This window comes from Microbacterium sp. NPDC060132, from assembly GCF_042729675.1.
GTDB classification, from domain to species: Bacteria; Actinomycetota; Actinomycetes; order Actinomycetales; family Microbacteriaceae; genus Microbacterium; species Microbacterium sufflavum.
The window spans coordinates 720,860-736,616 of record NZ_JBHWXU010000001.1; the positions used below are offsets into that span (position 1 = coordinate 720,860).

10 protein-coding genes are annotated in these 15,757 nt (G+C 71.6%); 7 read left to right on the plus strand and 3 right to left on the minus strand.

All coding sequences use genetic code 11. The annotated features are described in order from the left end of the window. Positions 1-13: 13 nt before the first annotated feature. Entirely contained in the window at positions 14-3,007 is a 2,994-nt protein-coding gene (locus ACFWCH_RS03650) for an alpha-mannosidase (RefSeq protein ID WP_378802930.1), read from the minus strand. 133 nt (positions 3,008-3,140) lie between these two features. Here ACFWCH_RS03650 and ACFWCH_RS03655 point away from each other — a divergent pair, with 133 nt between their 5' ends. Further along, a complete protein-coding gene (locus ACFWCH_RS03655) occupies positions 3,141-4,166 on the plus strand; it encodes a LacI family DNA-binding transcriptional regulator (RefSeq protein ID WP_136035143.1) in 1,026 nt (341 codons plus the stop codon). A gap of 19 nt (positions 4,167-4,185) precedes the next feature. Here ACFWCH_RS03655 and ACFWCH_RS03660 read toward each other — a convergent pair whose 3' ends face one another. Next, positions 4,186-5,496, minus strand: coding sequence for a glycosyl hydrolase (locus ACFWCH_RS03660; RefSeq protein ID WP_378802931.1), 1,311 nt, complete (start codon positions 5,494-5,496; stop codon positions 4,186-4,188). 233 nt (positions 5,497-5,729) lie between these two features. On the opposite strand from ACFWCH_RS03660, the gene ACFWCH_RS03665 reads away from it, so the two are divergent. From ACFWCH_RS03665 to ACFWCH_RS03680, 4 genes are read left to right on the plus strand one after another with little or no spacing between them, the layout of a single operon-like run. Next, positions 5,730-7,013 carry an ABC transporter substrate-binding protein gene (locus tag ACFWCH_RS03665; protein ID WP_168442904.1) on the plus strand — a complete coding sequence of 428 codons (1,284 nt, stop codon included), beginning with the start codon at positions 5,730-5,732 and terminating at the stop codon, positions 7,011-7,013. A gap of 41 nt (positions 7,014-7,054) precedes the next feature. Continuing rightward, positions 7,055-7,942, plus strand: a complete 888-nt coding sequence (locus ACFWCH_RS03670; RefSeq protein WP_136035139.1) for a carbohydrate ABC transporter permease — start codon at positions 7,055-7,057, stop codon at positions 7,940-7,942. After that, positions 7,939-8,868, plus strand: coding sequence for a carbohydrate ABC transporter permease (locus tag ACFWCH_RS03675; RefSeq protein ID WP_136036573.1), 930 nt, complete (start codon positions 7,939-7,941; stop codon positions 8,866-8,868). The genes ACFWCH_RS03670 and ACFWCH_RS03675 overlap by 4 nt, the downstream gene beginning before the upstream one ends. Continuing rightward, positions 8,865-12,098: a GH92 family glycosyl hydrolase gene (locus tag ACFWCH_RS03680; RefSeq protein ID WP_378802933.1), complete on the plus strand. Its 3,234-nt coding sequence runs from the start codon at positions 8,865-8,867 to the stop codon at positions 12,096-12,098. Before ACFWCH_RS03675 ends, ACFWCH_RS03680 begins: the two co-directional genes overlap by 4 nt. Here the strand turns inward: ACFWCH_RS03680 and ACFWCH_RS03685 are convergent. Beyond that, positions 12,082-13,287: an endo-beta-N-acetylglucosaminidase H gene (locus ACFWCH_RS03685; RefSeq protein WP_378802934.1), complete on the minus strand. Its 1,206-nt coding sequence runs from the start codon at positions 13,285-13,287 to the stop codon at positions 12,082-12,084. The two genes, ACFWCH_RS03680 and ACFWCH_RS03685, sit on opposite strands and share 17 nt — an antisense overlap. A gap of 144 nt (positions 13,288-13,431) precedes the next feature. Between ACFWCH_RS03685 and ACFWCH_RS03690 the strand changes: the two genes are divergently transcribed. Both ACFWCH_RS03690 and ACFWCH_RS03695 read left to right on the plus strand, forming a co-directional pair. Beyond that, positions 13,432-15,351: a heavy metal translocating P-type ATPase gene (locus ACFWCH_RS03690; RefSeq protein WP_378802935.1), complete on the plus strand. Its 1,920-nt coding sequence runs from the start codon at positions 13,432-13,434 to the stop codon at positions 15,349-15,351. A gap of 123 nt (positions 15,352-15,474) precedes the next feature. After that, a complete protein-coding gene (locus ACFWCH_RS03695) occupies positions 15,475-15,753 on the plus strand; it encodes a hypothetical protein (RefSeq protein ID WP_136036303.1) in 279 nt (92 codons plus the stop codon). Positions 15,754-15,757 lie beyond the last annotated feature (4 nt).

Consider the following 15,757-nt stretch of genomic DNA (forward strand, 5'->3'; position numbering starts at 1 on the left):
GCCCGCGCGGGGGTCAGCGCGCGATGCGGAGGGTGCGCACCTCGAACGGACGCAGGTGCAGCGCTCCACCCGTCCGCGCGTCGTCGAGGTCGTCCTCGATCAGGCTCACCTCGCGCACCTCGCGATGCTCGAAGCCGACCGCCAGCTCGCCCGTGGTCCGACGCCCGAGAGCTTCGTACACGCGCACGATCACGTCGCCCGAGCCGTCGTCGGCGAGCTTGACCGCCGACACCACGATGCCCTCGCCCGACACGCTCACCAGGGGCTCGACCTCGCGGGCACCGCGCACGACGGTGGGCAGCGCGTTGAACCGGATTCCCTCGGCCGTGGCGATCGCGGCGTCCGCGCCGATCACGAAGCCGACCTCGATGGCGTGGTGCCCGTGGTCGGTGTCGGGGTCGGGGAACCGCGGAGCGCGCAGCAGCGAGAGCCGCACGGTCGTGGTCACCCCGTCGTCACCGACCTCGCGCGAGGTGTCGTAGCCGTAGATCGAGTCGTTGACGAGCGCGGCGCCGAAGTCCTGCTCGCGCACCAGCACGAAGCGGTGCATCGAGGTCTCGAACTTCGCGGCCTCCCAGCTCGTGTTCGTGTGGGTGACGCGGGCCTGGTAGCCGAACTGGGTCTCGGCCTCGGTGTGCGACGCCTGGATGTCGAGCGGGAAGGCGAGCTTGAGCAGCTTCTCGGTCTCGTGCCAGTCGACCTCGTTGCGCAGTACCACGGTGCGCGAGTCGGGCGCGAGGAGGATCGTCTGCGTGATCGTCGACTCCGAGAACCGCCGCTCGACCACGATGGTCGCGACGCCGTGCACCACCGAGGCCTCGATCGACGACACCGCGGTGAGGTCCTCGACGCTGTTGCGGTAGTAGCGGTCGATGTCCCACGCGTCCCACATGTTCGGGAAGTCCTGGTGCAGCTGGAACAGGTTCGCGGCCCTGCCCGGCGCGACCGTCTCGCGGCCGGACGCCCTGTCGACCGCCGACACGATGAGGCCCTCCCCCGACACCACGACCGACACGAGCTCGTTCTCCAGGCGCCAGCCGCCGTCCGCGTCGGTGAGCGTCACCGGGCTCGCGGTCGACTCCCCGACGAACGCCGCGCCCAGCGCCCGTCCGCCCGCGAGCGAGGTCGGCTCGAACCGCAGCGCGCGGTCCCCGTCGCCCGCGAGCGACCGCCGGGCCCGATCCGCGATGTCCTGCGCATCGGACAGCACGTCGGAGAGCACGGCGACGGCCTCGCGGTGCACCCAGGCGATCGAGGTGCCGGGGAGGATGTCGTGGAACTCGTGCAGCAGCACGGCCTGCCAGAGCCGGTCGAGCTCCGCCTGCGGGTACGCGGCCCCCGTGCGCACGGCGTCGGTCGCGGCCCACAGCTCCGCCTCGACCAGCGCGTGCTCGGCCCAGCGGTGCAGCGCCTTCGTGGCGTGCTGGCTGGTGAGGGTGCCGCGGTGCAGCTCGAGGTACAGCTCGCCCACCCACACGGCGGGGTGCGGCAGCTCGGCCTTCGCGGCGTCGAAGAAGTCGTCCGGGTGCTCCCAGACGACCTGCGCGCTGCCCTCGAGGTCGCGCAGGCGCGCGGCCTTGCCCGTCATCTCCCGGGTCGTGCCGCCACCGCCGTCACCCCAGCCGACCGGGGCGATCGACCGCGACGTGACGCGGTTCTCCTTGAACTGCCGCGCGGCCTTGGCGACCTCCATGCCGCTGAGCTGCGAGTTGTAGGTGTCCATCGACGGGAAGTGCGTGAACACCTGCGAGCCATCGATGCCCTCCCACAGGAACGAGTGGTGCGGGAAGACGTTCTGCTGGTTCCACGAGATCTTCTGCGTGAAGAACCACTCGAACCCGGCGCGGCGCATGAGCTGCGGCAGCGCGGGCGAGTAGCCGAAGCTGTCGGGCAGCCACACGCCCTTCGACCGGATGCCGAACTCGCGCTCGAAGAAGCGCTGGCCGTGCGAGAACTGCCGCACGAGCGACTCGCCGGTGGGCATGACGGTGTCGGACTCGACCCACATGCCGCCCAGGGGCAGGAAGCGCCCCGCGGCGACCGCGGCTCTGACCCGCTCCCACACCTCGGGGCGGTGCTCCTTGATCCAGGCGTACTGCTGCGCGCTGGACATGCCGTACTGGAACTCGGGCTGCTCCTCGATGAGCGTGGTCATGGACGAGGTGGTGCGGGCGACCTTGCGGATGGTCTCGCGCACGGGCCACAGCCATGCGGAGTCGATGTGCGCGTGGCCGACCGCCGAGATGCGGTGCGCGCTCGCCTCGGCCGGGGCCGCGAGCACGTCGGCGAGTCGGGCGCGGGCGTCGGCGGCCGTCTCGACGATGCGCTGGAGGTCGAGCACGTCGAGGGCGTCGTCGAGCGCCTGGAGGATGCGCATGCGCCGCGGCGAGGTCGCCGGCAGCTCGGCCTGCAGCTCGAACAGCACCTCGATGTCGAGGGACAGGTCGAACACCTCGGGCTCGAACACCGCGAGGTCCATGCGGCGCAGGCGGTACAGCGGCTCCTTCGACGAGGTGAGGATGTCGCCCTCCTGCGTCGGAAGGAAGGGGTGGTAGTCGAGCAGCACCGGGTTCGACGCCCCCTCGAGGTACAGCTCGACGGGCTCGCCGCCGTGGGCGTTCTCGGCGATCGGCACCCACTGGTTGCGCGGGTTGATGCTCTTGATCGGGGTGCCGTCGGGGCGGTACGCGAGGGCCTCGCACTGGAAGCCGGTCATGTTCACGTCGAAGCCGAGGTCGATCAGCGCCTCGACGCGGCGCCCCTTCCAGTCGGCCGGCACGCGCCCCGTGAGCTTGAACCACGTGGTGCCCCACGCCGGGCCCCACAGCGACCCGACCGCGCCCGGCGCGAAGTCGAGCGCCAGCCCCTCGGCCGGCGGGATCGGCTCCCCGGGCAGTTCGTGCAGCTCGACGGTCAGCGGCACGGAGGCCGAGTGGATCGCGGGACGGATCCGTTCCTCCAGCACGCGCTTGACGCGGCCGACGGTGAGCGAGGTGTCGTCATGCATGGCTGTTCTCCGGGCTCGACGGTGAGGGGGCGTTCTGATGCTATCCGATTTACTAAAACGATCTAGCGATTCGAGTCTACGGCACACCCACGACGCTCCCGCGAGGCTAAACCGATCAAGTAGGGTGATGCCTATGGCCTCGGGGAAACGCGTCACGATCGCGGACATCGCGCGTCTGGCCGGCGTCTCCCCCGGGGCCGTCTCCTTCGCCCTGAACGGTCGCCCCGGCGTGAGCGAGGAGACCAGGCAGCGCATCCTCGCGATCATCGAGGAGCACCACTGGCAGCCCAGTTCCGCGGCACGCGCCCTGGTCGGCGCCCGTGCCAACGCGGTCGGCTTCGCACTCGCCCGCCCCGCCCGCTCGCTGGGCTCCGAGGCCTTCTTCACCGATCTGATCGCCGGCATCGAATCGCGGCTGTCGGAGAGCAAGGTCAGCCTGCAGCTGCGCCTGGTCGCCGACATCGACGAGGAGATGGAGGTGCACCGCCAGTGGCGGTCGTCGAATCAGGTCGACGGCATCATCTACATCGATCCGCGCGACGACGACCCGCGCGCGGCGAACATCGCGTCGCTGGACGCCCGCGCCGTGATGATCGGGTCGGAGCCGTCCGCGGAGGGCGACGTGCCGAGCGTCTGGATCGGCGACGAGGAGGTGGCCGAGACGCTGTTCTCCTACCTCGCGGCCCTCGGGCACACCCGCATCGCCTACGTCGCCGGACCCGCCGAGCTCGAGCACACGCGCCTGCGCGCCGAGGTGCTGGAGCGCCTGGCGGCGGACGGCATCGCGGGCGAGGTCATCGCGACCGACTTCTCCCCCGCACGCGCCTCGGCGGTCACGCGCACTCTGCTCTCCGGCAAGCAGCGCCCGACCGCGATCGTCTACGACAACGACGTGATGGCGGTCGCCGGACTCCGCGTCGCCCAGGAGATGGGGCGCACCGTGCCGCGCGACGTGTCCCTCGCCTCCTTCGACGACTCGGTGATCGCCGGGCTCATCAACCCGTCCATCACCGCCATGACGCGCGACACGTTCGAGCTCGGCGAGCAGGCGGCCACCCTCCTGCTGCAGCAGATCGAGGCGGGCGCGACCCTGCCCAGCGTCGCCGGTCCCACCCCCACCCTCACGGCGCGCGAGAGCACGGCGCCGCCCGCGTCCTGACGCGCGCCGACGGATGGTGTCAGGCGTCGACGACGGTGTTGACCGAGCCGTAGCGGCCGACCGCGTCGCCCGCGAGGTCGGGGCGGATCAGCTCACGGATGCCCCGGCCCTCCAGCGCCGCGGGGTCTGCCGCGTCGGCCGAGGTGACCAGGGCCGGATCGAGTCCCGCGGTGCACGCATCGACCCACGCCTGGAACACCGCCCCTCCCGGGCTCAGCGCGGCCCGGCTCACCGGCACGTCGCGCTCGTCCACCTCGACCACGATCCCGGTCGGCCGCGCCGGGGCAGCCGTGCGCGCGCGCAGCTCGGGGATCAGCTCCGCGAACCGCCGGCCGATCGGCTTGGCCGCGCCGGACTGGTCGACCAGGCCGAGCGAATACTCCAGGTCGGGGAAGTCGCCCAGGTCGCGGCTCACGTCGTGGGAGCACCACCACGTGACGCCCCAGAGGTTCTCGGTCCGCGCCGAGGAGCGCAGCGTCGCCTCCAGGAACCCGGGCATCTCGTCGGCCTCCAGACAGTTCGACGGCGCCCCCACCTCCTGCAGCCACACCGGGCGCTGCGGGTCGGTCGCGAACGCCCGCGACAGCTCGATCAGATACTCGGCGTGCCGGTCGGCGGCGACGGAGCGACCGCCGTAGCGCTGCGCCGTGCCGTTGAAGATCCACGAGTGGATCGTGGTCATGGCGCCCAGGCGCGAGGCGTGCGCCGGGGTGAACCCGTGCTCGTCCATGTACCAGACCGCGTCGTACTCGCTGTGCACGTGAGGGAGTCCGGGTGCGGCCTCCCCCGCGGCCGCGAGCAGGGTCTCGATCCACGCCCCGGCCTCGTCGACCGTGACCGGCCACGGCGCGGGGTGCGTGTGCGCCGAGAACTGGTTGACCTCGTTGCCGAGCGTGAGGCCGAGGAAGTTCGGGGCATCGCGCAGCGCCTCCGCGAGCCGCTGCACCAGGGCGACCTGCCCGTCGAGCGCCCTCGGATCGGTGAACATGTTGCGGTCGTGCCAGGTGTACAGCCAGGCGGGCACGAAGTCGAAGCTCGACAGGTGGCCCTGGATCACGTCGACGCCCGCGTCGAGCTCGAACTCGGCGGCGATGTCGACCATCGCCCGCACGTCGTCGAGAGCCTTCGGGCGGATGAGGGTGCGGTTCGGCTGCAGCACGGTCCACAGCGGGAACACGCGCACGTGGTCGAGGCCCAGTTCGGCGAGGGCGGCGAAGTCGCGGCGCACGTCGTCGGGCGTGAAGTCGAGCCAGGAGTGCATCCAGTCCTTCGACGGCGTGTAGTTCGCCCCGAACCTCAGGGGAGCGTCGAGAGCGCCACGCTGCGTCATGTGTTCGCACCTTTCGGACAGAGCCCCCCGACGAGGGCGGATCGCACCACTATAACGCTTGAGCAGCTAGACCGCGGCACGAGATTCCGCTCGCCGCCTGCGCTCCCCGCGCCCTCTCTTGACACCGATGGATTCGGATGGTTTCATCAGCTAAAGCGCTGTAGTCCCGTCCTGTCGGACCCGCGCCGAATCGCCCGCCTCGAGGAAGAAGCACGATGAGAGTTCCCGCACGCATGGCTGCACTGGCAACCTTCACGATCGGCGCCCTCGCGCTCGCCGGCTGCACCGGCGGTGGCGCCGGCGCCGGAGACGCCGGGCCGATCGACACCTCCGGCGACCTGAGCGGCACGATCCAGTTCCAGACCTGGTCGCTCAAGAACGAGAAGTTCACGCCGTACTTCGAAGACCTGATCGACGCGTTCGAGAAGGAGCACCCCGACGTGAAGGTCGAGTGGCTCGACCAGCCCGGCGACGGCTACCAGGAGAAGATCCTCAGCCAGGCCAACGCCGACACCCTGCCCGACGTGCTCAACCTGCCGCCCGACATCGCCTACCCGCTGGTCGCCGCGGGCAAGCTGGTCGACCTCGACACGGCCGACCCCGACCTGAAGTCGGCGTACAACACGGGCGCGTGGGAGGCCTACAGCCAGTACCCGGGCGTCGACGGCACCTATGGTCTGCCGTGGTACCTGTCGAGCGATGCGTCGTGGTGGAACCTGGCCCAGCTCGCCCCCTACGGCGTCACGGAGCAGAACCTGCCGACCACGGTCGACGAGCTGCTCACGCTCGCCACCGACGTGGCCACCGAGTCGGGCGGCAAGGTGCAGCTGCTCTCCTCGATCCCCGCGCTCGACACGTTCACGGCCGCTGGCATGGAGGTCATCAACGACAAGGGCGAGTTCGACTTCAACACCGACGAGGCCGCCGCGATCATCCAGAAGTACGCCGACGCGTACGCCGCGGGCGCCATGCCCGCCGAGGCCCTCACCGGCGACTACGGCGGCAACGCCGAGGCCTACATCCAGGAGAAGGTCGCCTTCACGACCGGCGGCACCGGCTTCACGACCGATCTGCAGAAGGACGCCCCGTCGCTGCTGGCGAACACCGTCGCCACCCCGCGCCTCGGCATCGCGCCGCTCTACGTGCAGGGCCTGAACGTCTCCGCCGACTCCGACAACAAGGAAGCCGCGCTCGCGTTCGCCGAGTTCGCGACGAACCAGGAGAACCAGGTGGCGTTCTCGTCGCTCGCGGTCGGGACCGCACCCGGAACGGCCGAGGGCGGCGACCAGGTCGTCGAGAACATCGCCTCCTCCGTCACCGACGAGAAGCAGCTCGCCGCGATCGACACGGTGTTCGGCGCGATGAAGGACGCCAAGGCCCTGCCGTTCCAGTGGACGTCGGACATGGCGACCTACATGACGCAGCAGATCGCGCTCGCGGTCAACGGCGAGGCCGACCCGAAGGCCCAGCTCGACAAGATCGTCGAGTACGCCAACGCGAACCGCGTGGACCAGTGACCATGAGCGCGAGCACCGGCACCCGGCAGCGAAGGACGACGATGAGGTCCCACCGGTGGTTCACCCCGTGGCTGCTCCTCGCCCCCGCCGTGATCTGGGTGCTGGTGTTCGCGCTGTGGCCGTTCCTCAACACCGTCGTCCTCAGCTTCACGAACGCCCGCCCGCTGCGCACCCCCGAGTTCGTGGGCGGCGCGAACTACGAGCGCATGTTCGGCGACGAGATGTTCTGGAACGCGCTGACGACGTGCCTCATCTATGTGGTCGTGTGCGTGCCGCTGCTCACGATCCTGCCGCTGCTGCTCGCCCTGCTGGTGCAGAAGAAGCTGCCGGGCATCTCGTTCTTCCGCACCACCTTCTACTTCCCCGTGATCGCCTCGGTCGTGGTGGTCGCCCTCATCTGGACCTGGCTGTTCGACAGTCGCGGCATCATCAACCAGACCCTGGAGTTCCTCGGTCTGATCGACAAGCCGATGGCGTTCCTCGTCGACCGCTGGCTGCTGCTGGGCTGCGCCATCCTGCTCACGGTCTGGAAGGGCCTGGGCTACTACATGGTCGTGTACCTCGCGGCGCTGGGGAACGTGGGCAAGGAGCTGCACGAGGCCGCGATGCTCGACGGTGCCGGCTCGTTCCGTCGCTTCCTCTCGGTGACGATCCCGTCCGTGCGCGGCGCCATGCTCCTCATCTCGGTGCTGATCGCGGTGTCGGCCATGCGCGTGTTCGCCGAGCTCGACGTGCTCTCCAAGAGCACCGGCGGCCCCGGCGGCTACGACATGTCGCTCGTGATGCTGATCCGCCAGGTGGGCTCCGGACTCAACGGCAACATCGGCTACGCCTCCGCGATCAGCGTGGCCCTGTTCCTCCTGACGCTCGTGCCCCTGGCCGCGATCGCGTTCATGAACCGCGAGAAGAAGGCGAAGGTCTCCGCATGACCACGCTCACCCCACCGCGCGCCGACGACCGCGCCGACGACGCCCCGGTCCGCCCCGCGCGCGAGCGCATCTTCCGGCACCGCGGCTCCGGCGACTTCAGCAAGCCGACTCTCGGCGGGCTGATCGGCCGCTACGCGCTGCTGCTCCTGGTGCTCTTCCTGGTGATCGGGCCGTTCGTGTGGCAGCTGTCCACGTCGTTCAAGGGTCCGCAGGAGAACATCTACTCGTTCCCGCCGGAGCTGATCCCGCGCGACCCCACCCTGCAGAACTACACGCGCGTCGCCGACATCGTGCCCGTGTACCTGTACGCGTGGCACTCCCTGCTCGTCTCGCTCGGCACGGTGCTGAGCAACGTGATCCTGGCGACCTTCGCGGGCTACGCGCTGGGCTGCATGCGGTTCCGCGGCAAGTGGATCGTGATGGGCATCCTGCTCTCCACCCTGCTGTTCCCCGGCGAGGTGACCGTGACCAGCAACTTCCTCACCATCCGCGCCCTCGGGCTCGCGGACACGCTGTGGGGCGTGTTCCTGCCCGGAGCGATCAGCGCCATGAACGTGCTGCTCGTGGCCACCGCGTGCCGCATGATCCCGAAGGACGTGCTCGACGCGGCGACCGTCGACGGCGCGACCACGTGGCAGCGCATCCGGCACATCGTGTGGCCCAACATCCGCGGCATGGTGTCGGTCGTCGCGATCTTCGCGTTCATCGGCGCGTGGGACGACTACCTGTGGCCGCTGATCGTGCTCTCCGACCCCGCGAAGTACACGCTCACGGTCGGCATGGCGTACCTGAACAGCAGCTTCTCGGTCGACCCGCGCCTGATCGCCGCGGGCACCATGATCGCCCTCGTGCCGATCATCATCATGTTCTCCTTCACGCAGCGGTTCTTCTTCAAGGGCGTGCAGGAGGGTGCGCTGAAGGGGTGACCGCGGCGCCGTTGACCCCGGCCGCCGGTCCGGCCGATCCCCCGTCGTCGCGCCCGCACGCCGGGGTGCTCCCCGGCGACGTGTTCGCGTTCGCTTTCGATCCCGCCCTGGGGTCGCAGCGGCTGGACGTGCCGGCGCTCTCCGACCTCACCGTCACTCCCGAGACCGTGCTGCACTGGGCGTTCTACGCCGACGGGGCGGACGCGACCCTGGCTCCGCACGCGGCGCTCGCGGTGACGGTGGACGTGCGAACGGCGGACGGGACGCGGCTGAGCGACCACGCCGCCGTCCGCGACCGCTACGACGTGCCGCTCACGCCCGAGGCGCAGTTCGCCGCCCGCTGGAGCCTCCCGGAGCAGTGGAACGCTGATACGGTCGCGCTCGCCCCTCTGTCGACCGGAGGCGCGGTGCGGGCCACGGTCGAGCTGGTGCTGGGCGCGCCGTCGCTCACGGGCGCGGAGGGTCTGCCCGCCCGCGCGACCGGATTCGTGCAGGTCCGTGTGGAGGAACGCCGACCGGCGGACCCCGACCTGCCGCCGGTCGAGCGCGTCGACACCCGCCGCGGCACGCACCCCGGACCGCGGTTCTCGCGCGGCAACACGATCCCGGCGGTGGCGGTGCCGCACGGCTTCACGTTCGTCACGCCGGCGACCGACGCCGCAGACGCCCGCTGGCCGTACCGCCCGTTCGTGCACGACGATCCGCAGGGGCGCCGCCTGGAGGCCCTGCAGTTCTCGCACCAGCCGAGCCCGTGGATCGGTGATCGCTCGGTGCTGCAGCTCATGCCGTTCCTCGGCCGCGCCCGCTCGGAGCGCGCGGCACGGCGACGGTGGATCGTGCCGGGCAGCGAACGGGCGCGCCCCCACGAGTACGCCGCCGACCTCGGCGACGGACTGCACGTGGCGATGACCGCGACCTCGCACGCGGCGGCGTTCCGGGTGGCCGCCGACGACCCCACGGCCACCGTCGGCTTCGTGATCGATCAGCTCGCCGGCGACGGCCGCCTGACCTGGACGGACGACGGCGAGTTCGAGGGCTGGATCCCGGAGGGCGCGGAGGACTGGGGCAACGCGCCCCGCTGCTACTTCGCCGGGGCGACGGTCGGCGCGACCGAGGCGCGCGGCCGGCTCGACGACGACGGGCGCGGGCGCGTCGCCGGGCACCTCGACGGGCGCGGCAGCCTGGAGGTCCGCATCGCGGTGTCGTTCCTGTCGATCGCGCAGGCCCGGCGCAGCCTCGCCCAGGAGGCTCCGCCGTCCCGGTCCTTCGAGGAGCTGCGCGCCGCCGCAGCCGCCGCGTGGGACCGCCTGCTTGGCCGTGTGACTCTCCCTCCGCTCGACCCGCGGCAGCGGCCGTACCGCGGTCTCGCCGACGAGGAGCATCGCGCCCGGATCGCGGCGGCCCTGCACCGCATGCACCTGTACCCGAACACGGCGAGCGAGAACGCGGGCACCACCACCGCGCCCGACCACCGCTTCGCCGACGTGTTCGCGCCGCGCGCGCCGTTCGGGGAGACCGAGACCAGTGCGCCCGTGGCCGAGGGCGAGCTCGTGGTGAACAACGGCTACTGGGACACCTACCGCACGGAGTGGCCCGCGCTGGCGCTGCTCGACCCCGCCCTGACGGGGCAGCTGCTGGACGGCCAGCTCGCCCAGTTCCGGCGGGGCGGGTGGATGGCGCGGTGGAGCGCCCCGGGGTACGTCGACAGCATGGTGGGCACGTCGAGCGACCAGATCTTCGCCGACGCCGCGCGCTGGGGTGTGACGTTCGACCGGGAGGCCGCGTTCGAGAGCGGCTGGCGCCACGCGTGCGAGCCGGGGCCGGACGCCCGTCGCGGCCGCAAGGGCATCGGTCGCGGGCGCTTCACCGGGTACATCTCCTCCGACGTGCCGGAGGGCATGAGCTGGAGCATCGAGAACGCCGTGAGCGACGCGGCCCTCGGGCGGTTCGCGCGGCAGCTCGCCGATGACGCCGCCACCGCCACGGACGCCGCCCGCTACCGCGCGTTCGCCCGCTACCTCGCCAACCGCGCCCGGTCGTACCGCACCCTGTTCGATCCCGACTCGGGATTCTTCCGCGGCCGCGACGCGCACGGGGCGTTCGCGCCCGGCTTCGACCCCCGGGTGTGGGGTGGCGACAACGTGGAGACCAACGCGTGGGGGATGTCGGTCGGCGCGGTGCACGACGGCCCGGCGCTCGCGACGCTGTACGGCGGCCCGGCCGGTCTCGGCCGCCACCTCGACGCGCTGTTCGCCGAGCCGGAGACCGCCGACGAACGCTTCGGCGGCGCCTACGGCACGGTCATCCACGAGCAGCGGGAGGCCCGCGCGCTGCGCTCCGGCATGTGCGCGATCTCGAACCAGCCCGCCCACCACATCCCCTTCCTCTACGCGTTCACCGACCGCCCGTGGGCGGGCGCTGCGATCGTGCACGACCTCGCGGGGCGTCTGTTCGCCGGCGCGCACATCGGGCAGGGCTTCCCCGGCGACGAGGACAACGGCGAGATGAGCGCCTGGTGGCTGTGGGCGGCGCTGGGCCTGTATCCGCTCGAGCTCGCCTCCGGGCGGCTGCGCATCGGCTCCCCGCTGTTCGACGACGTCCGTGTCGATCGCGGTGACGGGTCGACGCTGCGGATCCGCGTGCAGCGGAGCGAGCCGGGCGCCCACGTGCTCCGGTCGGCGCTGCTCGACGGCGACCCCCTCCCCACGGCCGACCTGCCCGTGGAACGACTGACCGGCGATGCGGTGCTCGACCTGACCTTCACGCTCGACCCCGCGGAGGCGCTGGAGGCCGCGGCGCCCGACGTCGCCGTCGAGCCGTGGCACCCGGACCTGACCTCGGAGGCGGGCGAGTCGATCGCCTCCCGGGGCCTCGACCACGCGGCGCGACTGTTCGACGACGGCGACCCCGCGGGGGCCGACGGCGTGAGCCTGCGGCCGGGCGAGTGGGTGGGGTGGCGCTTCCCCGCGGCGCGCGACATCACCGACGTGAGCGTGACCGCGGTCACCGCGACGCCCGCGTCCGGGTGGCACTGGGAGGTCGAGCGGGCGGACGGCCGGTGGGAGCGGGTGGCCGCGACCCATGCCGAGGCGCTGCGGCCGGATCGCACGACCCCGTTCACCCTGGCCGCACGGACCGTGACCCCGGCGATCCGCCTGTGCGCGGATGCCGAGGTCACGATCCGTCAGCTCGAGCTGTTCGCCCTCGCGCCGGTCACTTCGTCAGCGTGAAGGTCACCTCGGTGCTGTTGCCGGCGACGTCGACCACCTGCAGCGTGTTGACCCCGAGGACGGCACCGAGCACGCCGGGCTTCAGCACGTCGAGGTCGCGGGACTCCCCGTTCTCCAGGTCGGTCGGCACGCCGTTCAGCACGATCCGGTCGATGAGCCCCTCGTCGTGCAGCCGGAAGCTCACCCGCTTGTAGCCGTCGTCCTTCTGCTTGGTGAACTGCGCGCCGCTCTTGAACGTCACGGTGGGCGCGGTCGTGTCGGCCGGAGGCGCCTGGAAGACCGTGGCCTCGCCCTTCAACGCCTGCGTGATCCCGGACAGGTAGGCGGACTGGTCGGTCGCCGTGAGGTTGTAGGCGACGTAGACGCCGTACCCGTCGGCGACCGTGCGCTGCGCGAAGTCTGCCGCGGTGGCGGCGCTCGTGTTCGACAGGTCGATCGCCGCGGCGCCGAGCCGCGCGCGATCGTCCAGGCCCGGCACGGTCGGGGCGTCGTACGTCGGGTAGTACGGGTTCCAGGCGTGGTCGAGCACCCCGTCGACGTCGAACTGCGTGAAGTCGGTGGTGGTGTACGACGGGCCGATCGCGTAGAGCGTGATGAGCTTGTCGGGGCCGAGCCGGTCGCGCAGCGCGGTCGCCAGCCACCCGAACGACTGGGTATTGGGCTGCGGTGTGCCGTTGGCGCCGTACTCCGTCCACTCGTCGTCGAAGTCGATGCCGTCGAGGCCGTACGTGGTCACCGCGTCCGCGAGCTGCGCGGCGAAGGCGTCGGCGGCGGCGAACGAGGTGAAGTTCGCGAACCCGGCCCCCTGGTGGTTGCCGAGCACGGACAGCAGCACCTTCGTGCCCTGCGCCTGCAGCGGCCGGATCTGGTTCTCCGCATCCTGCAGGGTCTCGGTCACCCGCTCGTTCAAGTGCAGGTACGCCTGCTGGCCGTCGTAGTTGATGTTCGCGGCGAAGATCATCGCGAGATCCACGGCGGGGCGACCCGAATCGGCCAGGGTGTAGTCGGCGACGTTCGCTAAATCGTTCGAGTTGACCTCGACGTAGACCGCCAGCTTCGCCTCGTCGACGGTGGCGTCCGCAGCGGCCGGGCCCGTCGCGGCGACCGCGGTGAGGGCCACCGCAGCGGCGGAGAGGGCGGCCGTGAAGGCGCGCCGATGGCGGTGACTTCTGGATGAGGACGGATACATGGGGGTTCGTCTCCTTCGGCATCGTTGTCGAGCGCGAGCCGCATCGGCACGACTCGCGGCCGACTATATCGCTTAAGTTCTGCGGGTGAAAGAGTGGACGATCCGCCCTTGGCCGCCGCCGCCGTTCCGCGGGATGCTGGGGGCATGCGTTCGCTCAGTCTGCTGTGGCGGTATCCGGTCATCACCCTCACCGTGCTGGCGTTCGCCCTGGTGGGCGTGCTGCACGCGGTCGATCAGCAGCAGGTCGGGCGCTGGATCGCGACGGTGTACGTCGCCGCGGTCGTGGTGTGGACCCTGATCGGGATGGTGCGCGACGTGCTCCGCGGCCACGTCGGCCTCGACATCCTCGCGGTCGTGGCGATGGTCGCGACGCTCGCCGTCGGCGAGTACATCGCGGCGCTCATCATCGTGCTGATGCTGTCGGGCGGGGAGGCGCTGGAGGACTTCGCCGGCCGCCGCGCCCGCCGCGACCTGTCGGCCCTGCTCGACCGGTCGCCGCGCATCTCCCACGTGCTGCACGACCCCGGCGACGCGCAGTCGGACGAGGCGCACGACGTGCCGGTCGACGAGGTCGCGGTCGGTGATGTGCTGCTGGTGCGTCCGGCCGAGATCGTGCCGGTCGACGGCACGCTGCTGACGACCGAGGGCGAGTTCGACGAGTCCTCGCTCACCGGTGAGAGCCTGCCGGTCTCGCGACACGCGGGCGAGGAGGTGCTGTCCGGCGCGATCAACGGCAGCCGGGCGATCCGCCTCCGCGCCCTGCGCACCGGAGCCGACAGCCAGTACCAGCAGATCGTCGCCCTCGTGCATCAGGCCGAGTCCTCGCACGCGCCCATCGTCCGTCTCGCCGACCGGTTCGCGATCCCCTTCACGGCCGTCGCGCTCGTCCTGGCCGGCACCGCGTGGGCGCTGTCGGGCGATGCGACGCGCTTCGCGGAGGTGCTCGTGCTCGCCACCCCGTGCCCGCTGCTGATCGCGGCACCCGTGGCGTTCCTCGGCGGCCTGTCCCGGGCCGCGAAGTCGGGCGTGATCATGAAGAGCGGGGCCGTGGTCGAGCAGATCGCGCGCGTCCGGTCGGCCGCGTTCGACAAGACCGGCACGCTCACGCAGGGCCGCCCGGAGCTGGTCGAGGTGCGACCGGCGCCCGGCTTCGACGCGGACGAGGTGCTGCAGCTCGCCGCCTCGGCCGAGCAGTACTCGTCGCACGTGCTGGCCGCGGGCATCCGCACCGCCGCCGAGGCGCGGGGGCTGCCCCTCGAGGCGGCCGCGGAGGCGAGCGAGACCGCAACCAACGGCGTCTCCGCGACGATCCGGGGCCGCACGGTCGTGGTCGGCAAGCCCGCCTACGTCGCGTCGCTGGCGCCCGACACCGTGCGCGCCGAGCTGGGCACGGGCGAGGCGGCCGCCTACGTCGCGGTGGACGGACGCTTCGCCGGAGCGCTCCTGCTCGCCGATGCGGCGCGGCCGGAGGCCGCCGCGGTCGTCTCGTGGCTGCGGCTGCACGAGGTGGAACGGGTCGCGATGCTCACCGGCGACGTGCGGTCGACAGCGGAGTCGGTGGCGCACCAGCTGGGCATCGAGGAGGTCCACGCCGAACTGCTCCCGCCGGAGAAGGTGCGGCTCGCGGCCGAGCTCGAACCCCGGCCCGTGCTGATGGTCGGCGACGGCGTCAACGACGCCCCGGTGCTCGCGGCGGCCGACATCGGCATCGCGATGGGCGCCAAGGGGGCGACCGCGGCGGGCGACGCGGCCGACGTGGTGATCCTCGTCGACTCGCTCGCGAAGGTCGTCGACGCGGTCGCCATCGGCCGGCACACCCTGCGCGTCGCGCTCACGGCGATCTGGATCGGCATCGGGTTGAGCGTCGGGCTCATGGTCGTGGCGATGACGGGCCTGATCCCCGCGGTCGCCGGGGCGCTCGTGCAGGAGCTCGTCGACCTCGCCACGATCCTCTACGCCCTCCGCGCGCTGAGCGGTCCGCCGAGCGGACTGCGCCCCGGTGCCGACGGCACGGGTGCGGACGCGGTCCCTGCGGTCGCCGCGACGCCCGCGCCCGGCCGCTGACCGGCGCGCTCACCCCTCCTCCACGACGCCGTCCGACGACGGTCACCGCACCGATGGGGTCTTCGCGCGCGGGCGCCTGCGGAATACCGTGACACCGTGGACGTCCTGGCAGACACTGGAGGCATGCCCGTGAACGACCCGCAGATCTGGACGCTGCTCGGCGTCTTCGCCGCCGTGATGCTCGGCGGGATGACCCTCCTGACGACGCAGCTCAGTCGTGTCATCCGCTCCGAGGTCGGTCGCGTCGAAGGCACCCTCTCCGCCCGCATCGACCGCGTCGAAGGCACCCTCTCGGCCCGCATCGACGGGATCGACGCCCGCCTCGGTCGGATCGAGTCGAAGGTGGAAGACCTCGACAAGGAGCTCACGAACCTCGCCGTGCGGTTCTGGCGCTCGCAGTGACGCT

Coding starts and splice junctions, on each gene's coding strand:
- ACFWCH_RS03690 (WP_378802935.1), top strand. CDS start 13,432: ATGCGTTCGCTCAGTCTGCTGTGGCGGTATCCGGTCATCACCCTCACC.
- ACFWCH_RS03675 (WP_136036573.1), top strand. CDS start 7,939: ATGACCACGCTCACCCCACCGCGCGCCGACGACCGCGCCGACGACGCC.
- ACFWCH_RS03665 (WP_168442904.1), top strand. CDS start 5,730: ATGGCTGCACTGGCAACCTTCACGATCGGCGCCCTCGCGCTCGCCGGC.
- ACFWCH_RS03660 (WP_378802931.1), bottom strand. CDS start 5,496: ATGACGCAGCGTGGCGCTCTCGACGCTCCCCTGAGGTTCGGGGCGAAC.
- ACFWCH_RS03650 (WP_378802930.1), bottom strand. CDS start 3,007: ATGCATGACGACACCTCGCTCACCGTCGGCCGCGTCAAGCGCGTGCTG.
- ACFWCH_RS03670 (WP_136035139.1), top strand. CDS start 7,055: ATGAGGTCCCACCGGTGGTTCACCCCGTGGCTGCTCCTCGCCCCCGCC.
- ACFWCH_RS03695 (WP_136036303.1), top strand. CDS start 15,475: ATGCCCGTGAACGACCCGCAGATCTGGACGCTGCTCGGCGTCTTCGCC.
- ACFWCH_RS03655 (WP_136035143.1), top strand. CDS start 3,141: ATGGCCTCGGGGAAACGCGTCACGATCGCGGACATCGCGCGTCTGGCC.
- ACFWCH_RS03685 (WP_378802934.1), bottom strand. CDS start 13,287: ATGTATCCGTCCTCATCCAGAAGTCACCGCCATCGGCGCGCCTTCACG.